Annotated in this window: 18 protein-coding genes; 4 read left to right on the forward strand and 14 right to left on the reverse strand. The window is 26.6% G+C overall.

Features of this window, described 5'->3' with window-relative positions; translation table 11 throughout:
* Positions 1 to 314 precede the first annotated feature (314 nt).
* The gene (locus ARA19_RS05615; RefSeq protein ID WP_055069989.1) at positions 315 to 758 is read left to right on the forward strand and encodes a hypothetical protein; all 444 of its coding nucleotides are present in this window, start codon (positions 315 to 317) and stop codon (positions 756 to 758) included.
* Positions 759 to 1,117: 359 nt separating this feature from the next.
* On the opposite strand, the gene ARA19_RS05620 is transcribed toward ARA19_RS05615, so the two are convergent.
* From ARA19_RS05620 to ARA19_RS05665, 10 genes are all read right to left on the reverse strand, one after another.
* Positions 1,118 to 1,990, reverse strand: coding sequence for a hypothetical protein (locus ARA19_RS05620; RefSeq protein ID WP_055069990.1), 873 nt, complete (start codon positions 1,988 to 1,990; stop codon positions 1,118 to 1,120).
* 293 nt (positions 1,991 to 2,283) lie between these two features.
* Positions 2,284 to 2,850, reverse strand: a complete 567-nt coding sequence (locus ARA19_RS05625; protein ID WP_055069991.1) for a hypothetical protein — start codon at positions 2,848 to 2,850, stop codon at positions 2,284 to 2,286.
* A 155-nt stretch (positions 2,851 to 3,005) separates the two neighbouring features.
* Positions 3,006 to 3,146, reverse strand: a complete 141-nt coding sequence (locus tag ARA19_RS17515) for a hypothetical protein (protein WP_157452232.1) — start codon at positions 3,144 to 3,146, stop codon at positions 3,006 to 3,008.
* Between the two features lie 1,146 nt (positions 3,147 to 4,292).
* The gene (locus ARA19_RS05635; protein ID WP_055069993.1) at positions 4,293 to 4,733 is read right to left on the reverse strand and encodes an acyl-CoA thioesterase; all 441 of its coding nucleotides are present in this window, start codon (positions 4,731 to 4,733) and stop codon (positions 4,293 to 4,295) included.
* A 330-nt stretch (positions 4,734 to 5,063) separates the two neighbouring features.
* Positions 5,064 to 5,303: a hypothetical protein gene (locus ARA19_RS05640; protein ID WP_055069994.1), complete on the reverse strand. Its 240-nt coding sequence runs from the start codon at positions 5,301 to 5,303 to the stop codon at positions 5,064 to 5,066.
* A 141-nt stretch (positions 5,304 to 5,444) separates the two neighbouring features.
* The gene (locus ARA19_RS05645) at positions 5,445 to 6,410 is read right to left on the reverse strand and encodes an alpha/beta hydrolase (protein WP_242862399.1); all 966 of its coding nucleotides are present in this window, start codon (positions 6,408 to 6,410) and stop codon (positions 5,445 to 5,447) included.
* Entirely contained in the window at positions 6,400 to 6,993 is a 594-nt protein-coding gene (locus tag ARA19_RS05650) for a Crp/Fnr family transcriptional regulator (protein ID WP_055069995.1), read from the reverse strand. The genes ARA19_RS05645 and ARA19_RS05650 overlap by 11 nt, the downstream gene beginning before the upstream one ends.
* A gap of 207 nt (positions 6,994 to 7,200) precedes the next feature.
* Entirely contained in the window at positions 7,201 to 8,571 is a 1,371-nt protein-coding gene (locus ARA19_RS05655) for an MATE family efflux transporter (RefSeq protein WP_055069996.1), read from the reverse strand.
* A gap of 319 nt (positions 8,572 to 8,890) precedes the next feature.
* Positions 8,891 to 9,688, reverse strand: coding sequence for a lysozyme inhibitor LprI family protein (locus ARA19_RS05660; protein WP_055069997.1), 798 nt, complete (start codon positions 9,686 to 9,688; stop codon positions 8,891 to 8,893).
* Positions 9,689 to 9,983: 295 nt separating this feature from the next.
* On the reverse strand, positions 9,984 to 10,901 hold the full coding sequence (locus ARA19_RS05665; protein ID WP_055069998.1) for an alpha/beta hydrolase: 918 nt from the start codon (positions 10,899 to 10,901) through the stop codon (positions 9,984 to 9,986).
* A gap of 240 nt (positions 10,902 to 11,141) precedes the next feature.
* On the opposite strand from ARA19_RS05665, the gene ARA19_RS05670 reads away from it, so the two are divergent.
* Positions 11,142 to 11,696, forward strand: a complete 555-nt coding sequence (locus ARA19_RS05670; RefSeq protein WP_055069999.1) for a TetR/AcrR family transcriptional regulator — start codon at positions 11,142 to 11,144, stop codon at positions 11,694 to 11,696.
* A 99-nt stretch (positions 11,697 to 11,795) separates the two neighbouring features.
* Here ARA19_RS05670 and ARA19_RS05675 read toward each other — a convergent pair whose 3' ends face one another.
* The 4 genes from ARA19_RS05675 to ARA19_RS05690 form a co-directional block, all read right to left on the reverse strand.
* Positions 11,796 to 12,731, reverse strand: coding sequence for a hypothetical protein (locus tag ARA19_RS05675; protein WP_055070000.1), 936 nt, complete (start codon positions 12,729 to 12,731; stop codon positions 11,796 to 11,798).
* Between the two features lie 218 nt (positions 12,732 to 12,949).
* Positions 12,950 to 13,978, reverse strand: coding sequence for an NADPH dehydrogenase NamA (gene namA / locus ARA19_RS05680; protein WP_055070001.1), 1,029 nt, complete (start codon positions 13,976 to 13,978; stop codon positions 12,950 to 12,952).
* 105 nt (positions 13,979 to 14,083) lie between these two features.
* Positions 14,084 to 14,593 (reverse strand): CarD family transcriptional regulator, encoded by a 510-nt coding sequence (locus ARA19_RS05685; RefSeq protein ID WP_055070002.1) that lies wholly within the window; start codon positions 14,591 to 14,593, stop codon positions 14,084 to 14,086.
* Positions 14,594 to 14,866: 273 nt separating this feature from the next.
* Positions 14,867 to 17,785, reverse strand: a complete 2,919-nt coding sequence (locus ARA19_RS05690; protein WP_055070003.1) for a DEAD/DEAH box helicase — start codon at positions 17,783 to 17,785, stop codon at positions 14,867 to 14,869.
* 524 nt (positions 17,786 to 18,309) lie between these two features.
* On the opposite strand from ARA19_RS05690, the gene ARA19_RS05695 reads away from it, so the two are divergent.
* A complete protein-coding gene (locus tag ARA19_RS05695) occupies positions 18,310 to 19,809 on the forward strand; it encodes a catalase (protein ID WP_055070004.1) in 1,500 nt (499 codons plus the stop codon).
* Positions 19,810 to 19,962: 153 nt separating this feature from the next.
* Positions 19,963 to 20,550, forward strand: a complete 588-nt coding sequence (gene rbr / locus ARA19_RS05700) for a rubrerythrin (protein ID WP_055070005.1) — start codon at positions 19,963 to 19,965, stop codon at positions 20,548 to 20,550.
* Positions 20,551 to 20,896 lie beyond the last annotated feature (346 nt).

The following is a 20,896-nucleotide window of genomic DNA, read 5'->3' on the forward strand; positions in this document are numbered from 1 at the left end:
AGTATCTAAATTAATTTATGAAAAAATGAGTATAATTATTTTTTTATATTAATTATTTTCTAATCAGAATCACCCGTTTAACGGGTGGTTTATTTTATATATATAATTAATTTATTACTACAACTACTATTAGTTCTTTAAAATGCTATTACTTATCTGATATATATTTATAAACTTTTTGTAAGTACTAATTTAAGGAATAATATTTCGATAAAAAGTCATATATTGTTTACATTCAATATATAGCTTTTTCTATTGTTAATAATTACTATTATATATGAAAAATTTAAATCTTATATAATGGAGAGAAATAAATGAAAAAAATATCAGTAAAAAACAGATTTAAAATACTTATACCTTATTCACTCATTTTATTTATTAGTTTTAGTGTTTATGACATATTAAGAATAACAGAATTTATGGAGAAACAATTTCTTATTACGTCTATAGCTATTTTAATACTTGTTTTTCTTTTTACAAGTACTATTTGGGATGTTACAGCTTTTTACTTATTATTCGGAATCACTATGTTGTTTTTATCACAACAAAGATATTTTGTAGAGGATGTACTATTAGACATGTCAATTCCAGGGAGTATACCTTTACTTTTTAAGGCACTAGCATTTGAATCCTATAGAAATAATGTTCTTATTGATTTTAAATTATTAGCTACAAAGTCATCTATATATATTATAATTTTATATAGTCTAAATTTATTTATCTTATTATTATCTAAATTTATTCATCGTAAAAAATAAAATATTTCTAAATATATTTAAAGTGATCCATAGAATAAAAACTGAATATTTTATAAATTATAAATATAGAAAAGAAATATAGAGTCAAAACTTAAAACAATAAGATATTCACTAATTGCAGTTGTTTTAGCATTTTTCAATATTTTTATTTGTACTTTTAATTATACTACGTCTTTATTAACTTTTTTTATTACTATTATTTATTAATTATTTTCTAATAAATAAAAAAGGGGCTGTCTCATAATAGAACTATTTTCCATATCCAAACAAGAGATAGAGAATTTTAAATGATATCATGCTGTTTAAAGAAAAAGGGATTGTCTCTAAGTAGGAATTTTATTCCACTTTGAGACAGTCCCTTATAACACTTTATGAAAGCCAATTACTTGATTAGAGTGAACACCAATTACAAGTATTACTTTTTCTCCATTTTTAAAAATACGATTTTTAGAATTAAAAGTTATTTCTTTATTATTACCTTCTAGAATTTTAATAGTATGATATCCTCCAGTTCCCCTTCCACTTTGTCCATAATTAATACAAGTTCCTTGACATTTAATAAATGAATTAAATTTACAATCTAAAATTTGTTGAAATGGCTCTTGTGAAATAAAAAATATACTACACGCTATTATAAATAGCATACTTGTAATTATATTAAAATTCAAAATATTAAAATATATTAGCGGTGCACTTAAAGGTACCAATATAAAAGTAAAATATAAAATTGTTGTTATTAAAGAACTTATAAAACCTTCCCATTTATTATATCTTTTTAATTCATTTTCACCTATTATTTTTACCTCTTTATGCTTCCATAAATAACGTAAATTATTGTATGAATAAGAAAAGTTAAAAATTCCAATAAAGAATACCTCACTTGCTATTATCATTATAGGTATTGAAATATAAAAAAATTGTTTTTTAAATAAATACATTCCTATAATTATACTATAAATAACTAATATACTAGTAAAGTACTCCTCCCTTAATATATTAATATTAATTTTCCTTTTAATGATATTTCTCTTTATTTTTTTTATTTCTCTTAAACAGAAGAAAAATAATATTGTTGGTATCATATAAATATTAAAGATAATTATTTTATCAATAAAAGATAAATCATTATCAAATGCATATGATGATGGAATTATTAAAAATGCAATATTAGCTAATAAAAAACTTGCAATATAAATAAGCTGACGAAAAGTAATATAAATTTTGTTATACACTTTCATTCCTCCTAAAAAAGGTGGTATTAACATACGAAGACTAATCTTATTAAAATTTGAGCATATCAATAGAATTGTGTAAAGTTTAAATAATTTGTATAATCACCCATCTTTATGTATTGGATAGAATCCCCTTATTTTATATTATAGTAATTTGCTTTTCCTTCACCACTCACTTATAATTTACCATTTGCATTTGATTTGTATCTTTTAAATCTGCATTTTGAATAATAAAATTAAAATAGTATTAACATTATTGTTATCAATACTAAAACTTATAAAATTTAATAAATTTATTTTTTATTATTTTTTAAAAATACTGTGATATCTAAAATTCCTATAACTTCTAAAATCAATAATATTACTGCGAACAATATAACTATTATTTTTAGAATTGGATGGTTTTTATAAAGAACAAAAGCTAAAATATATCCAATTATAAGTGTAAAAATTAATGCACCACATCCTTGTTTTCTTTCACTTTTTTTTAATCTAATAATTGTGTCTTCTTGTTCTAAATATTCCACAAATTTTTGTAATTTTATAATTTGCTCTTGCGTTATACCAATATTTTCATTTTCCTTTCTTTCTTTTACTACTAAACTATAAAAATCTCTATTTGCAGTTGTTACAACTTTAACTGAAAATTTTCCTGAAGTAAGATTTTTAATATCCTCTCTATACATTCCCCTTCCTATAAACCTATTAAGTGATTCTGCATAATAAGTTAACTCTATATCCAATTTTTTATCACTTAAATTACTATTAATTATTTCATTATATTTTGACTCATATTTATCTATAGCTTCTTGTATATTGCAATTACATCTTGGAGTTTGAGGCCCTCTTGCTGCTCCCATTATTTTCCCTCCTTTTATTCTATACTAATTAGAATAACACATATTTATTGCATAAAGTATACAAAAAGGCATCTAAAATTTTCTTTAGATACCCTTTCAACTAAATTAACAACATGCCAAATGCACATAAAAGTTCTGTCTCTGTTTCTATTAAATCACCTAGGGTAATTTACTGCAATTTCAAATAATCCTTCTAATCCTTCAAAACTATCAATAAATACTTTTCCTAATTCAGTTATCACTATTGCAATTCCATTCTCTATTTGTATAGCTTTTGAACTTAATATTTCTATCAATAGTAATATCATTACCTTTAAGTTTTAATCATACTAAAAAGTTAAAAAATGCTCCATTATTCTTTTTGAAAAAACTGCATGTATTACTGTTATTCTATCGCCAAATTTATAGGTTTTTATTGGCGCTGATATAGTGATAGTTCTTTCATTCCTATAATCAGTTACAACTTAACCAGTATATCTACTTTTAGGATCAGTTATTTTATCTGTACAGCCCCCTTCTATTTTAGTATATTGATTTAGAAAAAGATCTAATATATATCCTCTATTTAGATATATAAAAATTATTAAACATCCTATAATATTTTATAATACCCCCTAGCTCCTCCTTGTCCACTTTGTCCATAGTTAATACAAATCCCTTGACATTTAATAAATGTAACGATTACAAAAAACAAAGCTAGTAGATTTTAATAAGGTTTATTCTACACTATCTATTCTAAACAAAAAAGTAGGTTAAACTTTAAAATTCAAGTTTATTTATAATTAATCTCTATATCTATTACTAATACCTAATGTAATTTTTGTAACTTTTAAACAAAACAGTTATAATATAATTATTTTATGAAGATTAGGAGACATTTATGAAACGATATTATAGAATCTATATGCCTATTATATATATTATTTTAAATATATATTTATTGTGCTATAATCTTAAATTTACCTCATTCAAAAATATAAATATTATAAATAAGAAAAATATTATAATAGCATTAATAATATTTTTCTTATTTATGTTTTTAATTTACTTTATAATATTAAAAAGTATTTCTTATATTAGCTATTATTTATTTAAAGCTCAAACAGCATTAATAGTTAATATTATAATTTTATTTTTTATTTACTTTTTTACACTTAAAAACCTTGGTTTATTATTTAGTTTTATTTATGCTTTTTTTACAAGTATTTATATATCTTTTTTATTAAAATCAAATGTTAAAATGCCAATATTAAAATTATCTTTATTTTATAGTTTTACTTTATCAATATTAACACTAATATTAACAATTTTTTAAGGATCACAAATAAATAACAAATTTAATAATAATTTAGAAAATATTTTATCTGATAGCTAGAGACTGTAATACTCCTATCTTCTATAAGCAGGAGACAAACAGCCTCATGCTTCTAGACAACTACGACTTAATTATTAACTAGAGTTTTACGTAATAAAATTGCTTTTTCTCTTATTTCTTTTTCTTCCTCATCTTTAGGCTCGTCTAAAGAAATATTATGTTCTATTTTCTTTCCTGTTTCTTCATTTACTGTTACAAAAGTTAAGAAACCATCTATTACTATATCTCCTGTCATGGAATCCTCAACTGATACATAAACCATCAGGCTTGTTTTGCCACAATATGCAACTCTACTTGTAAGCTTTATAAGTGAACCATTCTTAACAGTTTTTTTGAATGACATTCCATGTAAATTACGACAAACAATATTAGATGGACTTTTATATTCAGATGCTGCTGCAATAAATGCTGTTTCTACAAACCATGATGCTGCACGAGCTGCAAATAACGTTCCATGATGATTTAAATCTTCTCCTTTTACTAAATGAATAGTTTGATATTTTTCCATATAAATTCCTCCTATGTTAACTAATAAAAAACTCTTAATAATTTTATACAACTTGTCTTATTGTAAGTATCTATAACTAAACCGTTCTTTACATAAGTAACTATCTAAATCTTGATTTAGTTATAGGAACTTACTCAGCGAGCAATGCGAGTCTAGTTTCCTTATAAAAAAGCAAATTTTATATCTATTTTAACATAAGATTTTTCTTTTTAGTTAATTCTCTGAAATTTCACCTAATAACTAGTGTCTATAATACCCTATTCCTCTCTAACCTAGAAATAAAGAAACACTAGTCCTTAGATAACTTACAAAGTACTTAAAACTTTAGTTCTATAGCTCAGCTAAATCCTTTAAGAGTCTTATATTCTTTACCTTGTCTTCCTTTGAAGAATTAAGTTGCATATTTTCATCGTAATTATTATTGTAATAATTATATTCTTCTGTGAACATATTTCTACCGAAAGATGTAAATTCAGAACTTTGTGGATTTTTAACCTCAACTTCTATGTACCTTATATCCTCATTTTTAATTGCATCATCAAATATATGTAAAAATTCTGTTTTTTTCATAACGCCAAATCCTTTCTTTGATTTTAAAAATATATAACTTGTTTACTGAATAATAATTATACTTTCTATTAGTTTCTCTTCCTAACTTAATACTATTCATTAATATAAAAAAACAACTAGGTTTCTCCTAGTTGTTTCTTGTTAATTTTCTATAACTTTATTAATGAACTCAACAATTGCTTCATACATTTGATCTAAAGCAGGTTGTTCTACAGGATAATGTCCACCATTTTTAAGTTTTGTTATTTTCACATCTACCTTTTTTATTCTGTTTAGAAATGGTGTGCTTAAATGTAGTGGTGTCCAACGATCCTTATCTGGTTGTGTTAAAAGTATTGGACATACATCAAAGTCTTCAGGCTCCATATAAACCTTAGGATAGCAATAGGATTCTAAAAACTTCATTGTAGCACTATTACCAGCTGATGTTTTATCTCTCATAAATATTTTCATAGCCTCTGGATCATTACATAAAGCACTCATTTTAGAAGCAACACTCATTTTAAGTTTAAATCTACTTAATCCTATGTTAGAACATAGCTTTGTCATTGGAACACCCACAGCACTCATAAATTTATTATTTGTAGTTTCATTACGAACTTGTTGAGAATTCTGATCTAGAAAAGTCATTCCAACTATGCCTTTTACCTTTTTATTTTTGCATGCAACATGATAGGTTTCCATACCACCTGCACTTAAACCATATAAAACAATGGGTCTTTTATCTAATCCTAATTCATAATTAATATAATCACTAGCTAAATCTACCCAATCATCATAAGTCACTAAAGCTCCCTTTTTAACTTTAGTCATTCCGTAAGTTGGCATATCAATAGCAATTGTTTCAAAGCCTGCCTTTGCTAATGGTCCTCCTATAATCATTGATAATTGTCTTCCATTTGTACCAACACCATGTAATAAAATCACCTTGGCTTTTGCATTTTTATTTCTAAAACAATCTAAATGTACTTTATGCCCTTTCCAATCCCACCATTCTTCTGTTGGTTTATAATCATTTGTAAAATGAAATTTTTTTGATAAAATTTCTTGTAGTTCTTTCCATTCCTTTTGTTCCCTATAACTCATAATATCATTCCTAATACTCATCTCTAATAGCCCTCCTTATTCTGCTAAGTGATACTGGAGATATTCCTAAATAAGAAGCTATATAAGCTTGGTTCACTCGTTCTTCTATATCTGGATGATTTCTTTTAAATTCTAAATAACGCTCAGTTGCACTTTTTATTTGGAATGCATTTTCTCTATTCATTTTATAAATAAGAGTTTCCTCAAGTTTTTTTATGTATATATCAATAAGTACTTTTTCACTAAAAAAATACTCTTTTAACTCTCTTGCATCAAATTCTAATGCAACTATATCTTCTAAAGCTTCAAATCCCTCTTCACTTCTACTATTTGTAAAAAGACTTTCTCCAATACAAAAATCATATTCTTTAGTAAAAGTTTTAGTTACATCATTCCCTTGCATATCTAAATAATAACTACGTGCAATTCCTTTAAGTATAAAATATGTCTTTCTCATAGGATCACCAATTCTAAGAATTAATTCTCCCTTTTTAAAAACTTTCTCTTTTCCTAAAGCTTTTATATTATTTAATATATTATTTAATATATTATCATTTATATCTTCATCAAATTTATTTTTAACTATATTTATAAATTCCTTCATGGTCTCACTCCTTATTTCTATACCTATTGTACTTATATTTTTAATATAATTCATTAACATATGTTAATAACTTTTTATTTTTAATAGTTTAATCTCTTTCTACTTATTTCTGATTTTCCCCAAATATATTTTTTCTACTATAAATAAACATGAAAAAAAGTGACAAATAAACTTCGTCACTTTTTAAAATTTAAATATTAATATTTTTTAATCTAATGTAAGTAAATCACCTTTTTTAATTTTTATCTCTTTAATATATGGATTTTTATAAAATGAATAAGCAAGCTGAATGCACATAAATACCCAAATAATAGGTTCACAAATAATGACTCCAAAGTATTTAAGAGCTGGAATAAACATTATTACAAAAACTATCTTGCCAAAGAACTCAATGACACTAGAAACAAGAGGCAATAACTTTTCTCCCATTCCTTGAAGTGCATTTCTTAAATTTAATAGTATACCAAGAACAGCATAAAAAGGTGCATTGAATATTAAATATCTACTTCCATTGTAAATAAGTTCTCTTTCACTAGATCCTGATAATAGCTTCATTAACATAGAAGAACTAAATACTAATATTATAGTAATAACAATGCTCCACACCACTGACATTCCATTTGCAAAAAATACAGCTTTTCTTATTCTCTCACCTTGATTTGCCCCTTTATTTTGTGAAACAAAGGTTGAAAGACTCATGGATATTGCTCCTATTGGTATCATTGCAAAGCTTCCTATTTTACGTGCTGCTGTGTGTCCAGCTATAATTAAATGGCCAAAACCATTAATACTTGTCTGTAATATTACTGTCCCTGTAGAAACAATTAAAAGCATAACTCCCATTGATAATCCTTGTCCCAATAAATCCTTATACAATTCCTTATCTAAAGTAAAATGTTCTTTTTTAGGAATTAAAATAGGACACTTCATAATAATATAAATAATACATAAAACTCCTGAAATACCTTGTGATATAACTGTTGCAAAGGCTGCTCCCTTAATTCCCATATTAAATTGAGTTATAAACAATATATCTAATCCAATATTAATAATAGATGATATTATAAGAAACACTAAAGGCATAACACTATTTCCTATAGCTCTTAGAAATCCTGAACATAAATTATATAAAAACATAACTCCAACAAACATAGATACTATAAAAACATAAGAATATGATTCCTCTATAATATTAGCTGGAGTATTTACAATTTCTAATAATGGATATAAAAATAAAGCTGAAATCCCCATTATTCCAATTGTTATTCCTAATCCAATAACTAATGATCCTGCTACAGATTTTTTTACTAATCCCTCATCATCTGATCCGTATCCCCTTGATGTAACAATACTAAGACCATTTCCAACACCTAAAGCAAATCCAACTAACATTTCATATACAGCTGCACATGCTCCTATGGCTGCTAAAGATTTATCTCCTAAATAATTTCCTACAATCATTATATCTACTGTATTGTATAATTGCTGAAACAAACTAGATATGAAAATTGGAATTGCAAATATAATAAGAGATTTTAATATTTTCCCCTTTAATAAGTCTACATTTGTGCTAAACATTTAATTTTATCCCCTTCCCAATTGAAACATTTAAACAATCTATTAAAGTATATATTTATATGTTAATATTTACAAGCAAAATATAAAATTCCTATAATATAAACGTAGACTTAATTCAGGTGAAGTTTTGACTCCATCTTAGTGCATAGTGGTGGTTATTTAAAAGGGTAAGGCTGTTTATCTTCTACTTATAGAACATAGGAATATTACATCCTCTAGCTATCAGATAAATTTTGATAATACAAAAGACTCCATATAGAATTACTTTTACACAATTCTATACAGAGCCTCATTATAATTTTTAAATAAAATTTCTATATTACGTTAAATACTTCTTAGCTAAACTTATAGCCCTTTTATAAGTTGCTTCAGCCTGTGCATACTGAGTTCTAGTTTCTGCTGATAAGGGAGAAATAGCATCTTCCTTTATATTCTCTTTCTCTTTTATCCATTGGTTTTGTTCTTTAGTTAAGGCTTTCATTTCATTTTCTGATAAAATAGTTTTCAATCCACTCCAAAGGTCATTTAAAGTTTTATCACTCATAGTATAAAACTGTTCAACAGTCTTTTCATCTCCACCACCTTCTTCTCCAGAAAATATTAATTGACCATAATGTCTAAAATGGCTTCCAAATTTAGAATACATAGCACCTACATTTTTACAATACTTATCATAAACCTTTTCTATATCTGCCTTAGTAATCCCAGCCTTATATATGCTATTTTCTTCTTTATTTATATTAACAGTAGTATTACTTTCTGATTTATTATTATTTTGAGTTTCTGTTTTTTCATTAGTTGTGTTTCCACTATTAGTAGTTACACTTTCTTTTTTTGCATTATCTTTACTTATATTCTCATTTTTTGTATTACTTTCACCTGTGCTTTTTATATCTGTAGATTCACTTGTGATTTCATTATTTATATTATTTTCCTCAACTGTACTATTTTCTTTATCATTTGCTACATCAGTTGTAGCTGGTGTTTCTTTTTTTGCACTATCACTGGCTGTTCTTTCAACAGCAGTCTTATTATATGTCTTAGTAACCGTAACTCCTGCCCCTAATCCTAAAGTAGCTATCATAGCACCAATTAATGTTATATGTGTTTTTTTCATGTGTATTTCCCCCTTTATCTCTTTACAAGTTCCCTCTGTATTTCATTATATCTCCTTCCAATGTTAACTTTGCTAACTTCCCATAAATAAACTTTAAACTTTTATTAGTTCTACATCCTATCTCTTACTATAACTATGGTTAGCTCTATTTTTCATATAAACTAAGACTTAATTTTATTATTTTTACTATAAAAAAGACCCCATGTTATTTTCAAAGTATATTAATACTTCTTCTTTAACATAGAGTCTTTTTATTTTTTTAAGTTTCTTTTAAATTAGATTTTTTAATTTAATCTTAAAGATTTTCTTTGTAGAATACTTCTAATTTCTCAATAGCTTTTCCAACTGCATCTTCCTTATCATATAAATCGTAGTGACTTGCACCTTCAATTACAAATAAGTCTTTTTTCTTTGAAGCCGCTTTATTATAAAGCTCATGTCCATCTCTATATGATCCAAAAGCTCCTTGTACATCACCAACAATAATTTGTAAAGGTTGAGTTAATAAAACATCTGCTAAGTGGAAAGCATCAAAAGCCATCATTAATTCTATACTAGCAAAATTTAATTTATTTGGTGAGTTAGGACTTTGTCCTCTTGAAGTTGTGTAATAATCAACAGCTTCTACAATATCTATATCATTAATACCAGCTTGTTCTCTTTCCTCTTGATTTCTAGGAATCCAGTTTACAATCATAGATTCAGCCCCACGAGCTTCAGCAGTACGTTGTTTTCCAATTGCTTCTAATGTTGAAATAGAATCTCCACTTTCACGTTGTACACGACCAATATTAGCACCAGCAACTGTACCAACAGCTTTTATTCTTTTTTCTGTCATAGCTGCATTTGCTGCATAACCACCACCTGCACAAACTCCTAATACACCTATACGATTTTCATCTACAAAATCAAGTGTTGTTAAGTAATCTACTGCTGAACGAATATCTTCAACTCTTGCACTTGGATCTTCTATATATCTTGGTTCTCCTTCACTTTCTCCTTGATATGATGCATCAAATACAATAGTTACATATCCTAATTCAGCAAGCTTTCCTGCATAGATACCTGCAGTTTGTTCTTTACAGCTACTTCCTGGATGAACACAAACAATTGCAGGGTTTTGTTTTTCTTCAGCATTTTCAGGAACATTTAAAATAGCTGCTACTTGTAAACCACGTGCATTAAATTTTATATTTTTTTTATTTATTTTCATATTTATTACCACCTTTTAAAATTTTTTTATATACTTGCGAGTTTTAATTCCCTCGTGTATATTTATATTAAAACATAAAAGGAATTACTTCAATTACCACATCTACACTATCGTGAATTAATACACATTTTTTTAAATTTGTATATTAAATCTTTGTATATGTTAGTTTATTTGATGATAATTCTAATATTATTGATTTATTTAAGATGTTTTTTAGTTTAATCAAAAAGGAGTTTTTATATGAATACTAAAATAGATAGGAGAATCTTAAAATCACAAAAAGTAATTCAATCAGCTTTTCTAACAATGCTAATTAAAGATGGCTTTGATGAAATTACTGTAAAAAAAATCACTGAAGAGGCTGATATAAGTAGAAAAACATTTTACTTACACTATTTAGATAAATACGATTTATTAGATACCTTAGTTAATAAAAAATTAGAAGAACTAGAAGAAATATGTGAAAGCAAAAAAGAAAAAGGTTATGTAGAAGGGACTATTATTTGGTTTAAGTACTTTGAAGAAAACAAAGCTTTCTTTTCAGCCTTATTCTCAAGCAAAAGTACTGTATCTTTTAGACAACGTCTTTTAGATTTTATGATGGATCAAATTAATCAAAAAATAGCTGTAGTAAAACCTAAAAGAGATTCAGAAATACTTCCAAGATTTTTAGGTATGGCTGTTTTAGGTATTGTAGAATCTTTTGTACTTAATGAACTAAATTCTAGTGCAGAAGAAATAGCAACAGAAGTAGGGGAGTTACTAATACTTAACCTTGCTCCAGCTTCAAATTAATTCAATATAATACAATAAAACTATCTCAAGAAAAAAACTTTTATTTCCTTGAGATAGTTCTTACTTTTACTATATTTTTATTGTGCTTATATAGTTTCTTTATTGTTTAGGGGCTACTACAAATCTACCTTCATAATGTCCATATATAGCTCCATTCTTTGTATTTACAAAATAGCAAACAGCACTTTGAGTTGGCTCTGTAATAGATACTCCATAATATTTACTATCTGTCCCCTCATCATAATATCTTTCAGATATACCACTTACAATTTGGTCATCCCTTAAAATACCATCTAAATTTTTATTAACATAATCAAAAAACTCTTTCTGTTTATCATCTAAACAAGGCTTTGATTCATCCTTGTTTTCTATGGCATTAATCATACTTCTTTCTTCAAAATATGATGCTGCTTTAAGTTCTCCATTAACTTCTTTAAACTCAACTGTCTTTATATTTTTATCAATTACAGGATAGCCATAAAGAAAACTAACATTAAATCTCACCTTTAAACTATTATTTCCTGTAACTTCACGTGATTTAACACTATGAAACTCGTAAGGCATATGATCTTCATAATACCAATTTTTCAAATAAGTTTTCCCATCTTTATCTATGTACTCTTCTTCATATACTCCAGGAGCGTAATATTTATTTATAAGCTCTTGTCTCTTTTTTATACTTTCTTTTCCTCTTACAAGCTCATTATAACATGCCTCTTTATCATCAAAATATTCTAACTTTCCACGGTCACACTCTATTCCACTTTTAAGTACTTCTGTTCCTTCATTTAAAAAGTTCACCAAAAATTCATCTGAATATTTACTAAAATCTACTTTTTCTTCTTTATTTTCTACATTATTTTTAAGATTCTCTACCTGTTCTTTATCCTTATTTTCTTGTCCATCTTGGCTTTCAACCTTTCCTACTGACTCTATCTTTTTAGATACAGTTTTTTCATTTCCACAAGATACGAATAAAGTACTCATACCAATCAAAGTAGCTGTACATATTAACACTAACTTTTTACTTTTCATCATCCACCTCTTAAATTTATTATACTCAGGTAAAATTATACATAAAAGATATTGACTTATTATGAATTTGGAATTAAATTTCAGCTATAAAAAAAAGAAAATGTATCTTGCAATTTTGATACATTTCCTCTAAATATAAACCTAGACTTAATTCAGGTGGAGTTTTGACTCCATCTGAATGCTTAGTCAAAGTTATCTCATAGCTTTTCACTCTATAATTATATTCCTCTTTCGTAAGCTGAAGGTAAGTAATCTAATTTTATATTTCTTTTCTTAGCTTCATTTAAAACCCAATAAGGATCTCTTAATAAAACTCTTCCTAAGAATATTAAATCTGCTCTATTATTTTCTATTATTTCAGTGCCTTGATCTCCTGTTGTAATTAATCCTCCTGCTATAACTGGAATATTACAATTTTCTTTTATATATTCAGCTTCTGGAACTTGATATCCAGGATAAGCATTTATAATGACATCTGAAACAACTGCTCCAGTACTTACATTAACTAAATCTATACCTTCTTTTTTAACTATATCTATTATTTTAGCCATTTCTACCTTAGTATTTCCACCTTCTACGTAATCCTTTGCTGAAACCCTAAGTGCAAGTGCTTTATCCTCCGGCCAAACTTTTTTAACTTCTTTTATTACTTCAACAATAAACCTAGTTCTATTTTCAAGACTTCCACCATACTCATCTTCCCTTTTATTAGATAAAGGTGATAAGAACTCTGAAAGTAAATATCCATGTGCACCATGGATTTCTATAAAATCAAAACCAGCTTCTAAAGCTCTTCTTGCCCCTTCTCTAAATGCTACTTTAACTTCTTCCATTTCATTCTTAGTCATTTCTACAGGTTCTTTATATTCATCACTAAAAGCTATAGCTGATGGTCCTATTATAGTTTCATTTTCTATAGAACATTTTCTTCCAGCATGCCCTAATTGGATACCTACATATGCTCCATACTTTTTAATACCTTCTACTACCTTTTTTAATCCTTCAATATGCTTTTCATCCCAAATTCCTAAATCTTTATCAGTAATTCTTCCTCTTGGTTCAACAGCAGTCGCTTCAAGAATTATAGCAGAAACACCACCTATAACTCTATTCATATAATGAACATAATGAAAATCATTAACCATTCCATCATTTTCAGCCATATACATACACATAGGCGCCATAATTACTCTATTTTTTAAATTTAAGTTTTTTAAAGAAAACTCCTTGAAAATACCTTTTGTCATAAGTTAATCACTCCTTTTAAGTGTAAATAATCCAAACACTTGAATTTTACTTTTACACTTAATATTATATCATTTCTCCTTTCTTTATTTAATATTTATTATTATTTAATTATGATTATACTTTGCTCTATCTATTATTAGCTGTTCAACTTGCTCTTTAGATTTATTAAGAGAAATTGAAAATTCACCAAGTAAAAGCTCCTTTGCCGCTTTTAAATATCTATTATCCATACTTGAAAGTTTCTTTCCATCTTCTAATTGTTTTTCTTTTATTAAATGTAAGCCCCTACACACTTTCATTAATTCTTTGCAATCATGTGTATGTATAGCAGCTTTACACTCTTCCTCCCTACTTCTATTATCATCAAAGAATGTACTTTCTATTATATTAATATGATCTATTAATTCATTTGTTTCTTGCTCTGATATTACCTTTCTCATCATAATTTTATGATTATCAATTGGTGTATATATAATACTTTTTCCTTCATATATCTGCTTTAATTTATAATATTGCTTTTCTTTATCTCCACTTTTTAATGGCGAAGGACATATATCTACTATTTTACATACTCCACTTCCTCCATAAATTATATAATCATCTACCTTAAACATAATTTGCACTTCCCTTACATAGATTTTAAAAATTAATATTTACAATTTTGATAACGTTTACATACATTGTTCTAAAAAATTTAAATATTACTTTTATTTATTTTTTAATAAAAAAATGTGTAGCTTTGACAACTGGATTTACGTTATCAAAAACTACACGGCTTACATCTATTATACACCCATTAGCAGAAAATTTGCAAATTCATTTACAAAAATACTTTTATCTCATGACTAGTGTCTGTAATACTAAAGTCTCCATAAGCTATAGATAAACTACTTTAATTCATTATATATTTTCATTGGCACTTTATTTCTTAATTTAAGATGCACAGTTATAGGCTTTTCTCCTTCATAATAAACTGTATCCCCCATACCCATATATATATAAGGTTCTACTACTCCATCAATTTCTCTATATTTCCTTACAAATAGATGCATGTTAATATTTTCTTTCACATTATTTATAAGCTTTTGTCCAGCTTCTGACTCTATTGTTGTTGTATTTCTACTTTGCCATACAAAAACATCTCTTCCTATAAACTCATTTTCATGATTTATACTTTCTTTTATATCCTTCTCCTTTTCCATTCCAACAAACATATACCAGTCATTACCGTTAGTTTTAAGTCCTCCCATTCCATAGCCACCAAATTTCTTTGTAGCATTGGACATTCTTACAACATCATCTCTTGTATATTGACTATAAAGTTTAAGAAAAGGCATTCCATAATTCTCTGTTCCAAATTCTCTTTCATAAGTTAATAAGCCATAATTTATACAATCATCTATATATAATTTGAATTTTTCTTCTTCAATAACTTCTTTAAGCTCTGGAGCAAGAATTATTTTTTCCCCAAGGTCCTCTATAAAATTAAAATTACTTTCCTTTTTACTGTGGTAATCTCCTCTTAAACACTCTATGGTATAAGAAAAAGTTTCCTCATCTATAAAGTCTATATATTTTTCTATATCATTTTTAAGTTCATCCCTTGTAGCTATCCCATTTTTTATAAGATATCTAATTATAATAAATTCAAAAGGTCTTTTTAAAGGTAATTTTGCACTTATATCCTTTAAAACTAATTTAAATTTTTCATTCTTTAATAGCTTTAAATCATCAAAATTCCCTTCAACTTTTTCTAAAAACCCAAGATAACTTTTACTAGGAATAGCTCCTATGAATTTAAGTGGATTTGGAGCTCCTTCAAAAGTAAAGTAATCAGTTAATAAGTTTACCACTCTTCCTCCATTAATTTTCTTAAATTCATTATACTCTTCCTTTAAATACTTCATTGTATTAAAGTTTTCTCTATCTATTTGCTCCAATATTCTTTCTTTAGCTATTTCATCCATTTGAATGTTTGTACATCCAGGTATATTAGAAAAATCTGTTTTTATTGAAACTTTTAAACTTTCCTTGTCGTAATATTTTGCACCATTTAGGGCTATAGCAATTTGAAAAGCTTTATTATAGTTTCCTATAAAATCTAGCACTGTTAAAAACTCTTTCTCCTTATATTTTCTAAGTCCTCTTCCTAGTTGTTGTATAAAAATAATAGAAGACTGAGTTGGTCTAAGCATTAAAACTAAATTTATAGATGGTATATCTATTCCTTCATTAAATAAATCTACAGTGAAAATTACTTCTAAATCATCCTTATCATCTTCTAATTTAGCTATTTCGCTTTGTCTTTTACTAATTGAAGAACTTCCTGTTAAAGCAGTACTTTTTATTCCTCTTTTATTAAACTCTCTAGCCATGTATTCTGCATGTTCTACACTAGCACAAAATCCAACAGCTTTTCTTTTATAGCCATCAAAACCATAAAAATTCATCTTTTCTATTATGAAATCTACTCTTTCATTAATTTCTAGAAGCTTTGAAACTTTTCCAATATCATTAATATCTATACCACTATAGTCCACTAAATCTATATCAGTTATTCCAAAGTAATGAAATGGCACTACTAAACTTTTTTCTAAAGCTTCATTTAATCTTACTTCCAAAGCAACATTATTATGAAAAATAGAAAATATGTCTGTTCCTTCTGTTCTTTCAGGTGTTGCTGTCATACCAAGTAAAAATTTAGGTTTAAAATAATCTATAACAGCTTTATAGCTTTCTGAGGCACTATGATGAGCTTCATCTATAACTATATAATCAAAATCATCTTCTTTAAATTCTTCATAGTGAGTTGATATACTTTGAATAGTACCAAAAATATAATCTTTCTCACTTTCCTTTATATTTCCTGTAAATAATCCAAAAGTTTTTTCTGGCATTATCTTTGCATAATCTGTCATAGCCTTTCTAAGAATATCTTCCCTATGTACAATAAAAAGCATCCTTTTAGGATTAAATTCCTTAACATCAAAGGCTGACATATAAGTTTTTCCAGTACCAGTAGCTGCAATAACAAGACTCCTTTTTCCACCATGGCTTCTTAATCTATGTAAGTTTTCTAATGCTCTACTTTGCATAACATTAGGTCTTATTTTTTCATACTTCAATAAAAAGCTTCTGCTCTGCTCTATTGGTTTTCCCTTTTTTATTTCTTTTAAGAAACTTTCATAATCATTTATAAAATGTTCATCAACCTTATGACACTCCTGAAGAAGCTTACTATAAGCATCCATAATTTCCTTAGTGAAAGTTTGTTCCCTTTTGCTCATTACTCTTACATTCCACTCTTCATTGCTCTTTAAAGCACTTTGAGTTAGATTAGAAGAACCAATGTATATTTTATAAAAATCCTCATATTCAAATATATAAACCTTGGTGTGAAAGCCCCTTAATTTTTCATCAGTTATAAATATTCTTAAATCTATATTATCAAAACTACTTAATTTCCTTAGGGCAGTTGACTGAGTAAAATTCAAATATGTTGAAGTTATTACGGTTCCCTTAATACCTCTATTCTCCATTTCCTTTAATTGATCCAAAATTAACTGTAATCCTGAAAAATTTATAAAAGCAACACTAAAATAAAAACTCTTACAACCATTAAAGGCTTCTTTAAGCTCCAATAAGAAATTACCATCTTCCCCATTAGTAATTAATTTATGTTCTATAAAATCATTCTTACGTTCTAATATACTATCTATAATATTACTACTTTTATTTTCTTCATGGCTACTTTTATCACCTACAGAATCAAAAAGTCCTAAATCTAATTGAGTTTGTACATACATAAAATATTCCTTTCTATTTAGTTAATAAAACTAAATTATCTAACTTATCATATGTTAATGAGATTATTCTATCTTAATTATTTAAATCTTAACTTAATAAAAACTTTTTAATGTTTTCCTTACCTATCATAACATATTTTAAATTTAATTTATCAACATCTGTAAAAACCTTAACTAAAAAAATTCTAAAAGTAAGTAAAAACTTATTTAAATTTTAATAATAAATAAATTTTATCTCAAAAAAACAACTAAAGCATATTATAAATCGAAACTAATATAAAAATTAAAATGAAACATTAATTTTATAAGATTATTTTAAACATTTTCTTAACTATCTTATCTTTTATACAAAATATTTCTAATAAATTTATTTCTTTTTAATAAAATCGTTTATCTAAAACGTTTGCAAAATTTAATTAATCAATATATTATTTTTATTAATTAATAATTATTATTAATTAACTCTTGTATTTGTTTAACTAAAAATAATCTACAAAATAATTTAATGAAAAGGAGAAATTAAAATGGGAAAAGAAAAATTAACAACAGCTACAGGTATGCCAATTTCAGATGATAATCACTCAATATCTACTCCAGAAGGTTATGGATTAATTCAAGATAATCACTTAATTGAAAAATTAGCACATTTCACAAGAGAAAGAATTCCAGAAAGAGTTGTTCATGCTAAAGGAGCTGGAGCTCATGGTTATTTTGAAGTTACAAATGATTTATCAAAATATACAAAAGCTAAATTTTTAAGTGAAGTTGGAAAGAAAACAGAGGTATTTGCAAGATTATCAACAGTAGGTGGAGAATCAGGTTCCCCTGATTCAGCAAGAGACCCAAGAGGATTTGCATTGAAATTTTATACAGAAGATGGTAATTATGATATGGTTGGTAATAATACTCCAGTATTCTTTATAAGAGATGCTATAAAATTCCCTGACTTTGTTCATACACAAAAAAGAAATCCAAGAACCCACTTGAAAGATCCTAATATGTTCTGGGACTTTTTATCATTAACACCAGAATCAATTCACCAAGTAACATGGTTATTTAGTGATTCAGGTACACCTAGAACTTTAAGGCATATGCACGGATTCTCAAGTCATACTTACATGTGGTACAACGAAAAAAATGAATATGTATGGGTTAAATATCATTTTAAATCAGATTTAGGAAGAAAAAACTTTACAGCTAAAGAAGCTCAAGAAATGGCAGCTAAAAATCCCGATCACGCTATAGAAGATTTATATAATAGCATAGAAAAAGGCGACTTCCCAAGCTGGACACTATATGTTCAAATCATGACAAACGAGGAAGCTAAAAATTATGAATTTGATCCATTTGATATTACAAAAGTGTGGTATACAAAAGATTTTCCATTAATACCCGTTGGAAAACTTGTATTAAACAAAAATCCTGAAAATTATTTTGAAGAAGTTGAACAAGTTGGTTTTGCACCAAGTACTTTTGTGCCAGGTATAGGACCTTCACCTGATAAGTTATTACAAGGTAGATTATTTGCTTATGAAGATGCTCATAGATATAGACTTGGAGTTAATCATGAACAATTACCAATAAATGCACCTAAATGCCCATTCCATACAAAACAAAGAGATGGATATGCTACTTTTAATAACGGTGGATCATCATTAAATTACTATCCAAATAGTTTTGAAAAGGTAAAACCAGATGAAATATTTACTCCTCCAGCAATAGAAGTCAATGGTATTATTGCTAGGCATAAGGTTCAAACAGAAGATGTAGATTTTGTACAAGCTGGTGTATTTTATAGAAAAACATTAACAGATCAAGAAAGAGCTAATTTAATTTCAAACATTGTTAATAATCTAGGTGGTGCTTTAGAAAAAATACAATATAGACAAACTGCCTTATTCTATAAAGTAGATTCTGATTACGGCACAAGAGTAGCAAAGGGCCTTGGATTAGATATTGAAAGAGTTAAAACCCTTTCAAAAATGTCTCAAGAAGAAAGAGTTAAAGCTACTACACTTAAATAACTTAAATTAATATTATTTCTAAATCTAGGAGAATTATATTTTCTACAAATTGAGTTTCTCCTAGATTGAAAGAAAATAATAATTATAAATATTATAAACATTAATGACCAGATAACCCAATAAAAAATAAATTACAAAAATATGGAGGTAATTATGAAAAGTTTAAAAAATACAAAAACTGCTGAAAATTTAATGAAATCATTCGCAGGAGAGAGCCAAGCTAGAACTAGATATACTTACTATGCAAGTATAGCAAAAAAACAAGGCTATATTCAAATTTCAAACATATTTATGGAAACTGCTGAACAAGAAAAAGAACATGCTAAAAGATTTTATAAATTTCTAAAGGAAGATTTCAAAGATGAAACTATAGAAATAACAGCATCATATCCTGTGTCATTTCATGAAGATACATTATTAAATTTAAAAGCTGCTGCTGCTGGTGAAAATGAAGAATGGACAGAGTTGTATCCTACCTTTGCGCAAATTGCTAGAGAAGAAGGCTTTCCTCAGATAGCTTTTATTTTTGAAGAAATTTCTAAAGTTGAAAAAAGACATGAGATTAGATATTCTAAACTAGCCAAAAATATCGAAGAAAATTCAGTATTTAAAAAAGAAAAATCTGTATTATGGAAATGCTTAAATTGTGGCTATATTTATGAAGGTGAAGAAGCCCCTATTAGTTGTCCAGCTTGTGCACATCCTCAAGGGTATTTTGAACTATTTGTTGAAACCTACTAGAAACAAGTCCATTAAATATTTACATATTTAATGTATAAATTATAATTTAATCAAAATAATATTCTATGATTTATTAAAGGATGTATCAAATTGCAGATACATCCTTTCTACCTTTTCGCCTAGCTATATGGGTTCATCATTTTGTATCTATATAGCTATCTCGGCAGATAAAAAAATACATTTATAAAAGTAATATAAATTAAGGTGCTGATTTAATACAGTCCTTTTTTAATTATAATAATTATACTTTTATTTTCCCTTAATTAACCATTAAGCAATTTATTCATTCCTAATAATTCCAAAAATAAAGTTTGAAAATATATTATTTAGCAAATAAATACATAAT

This window comes from Clostridium massiliamazoniense, assembly GCF_001403635.1.
Lineage (GTDB): Bacteria > Bacillota > Clostridia > Clostridiales > Clostridiaceae > Sarcina > Sarcina massiliamazoniense.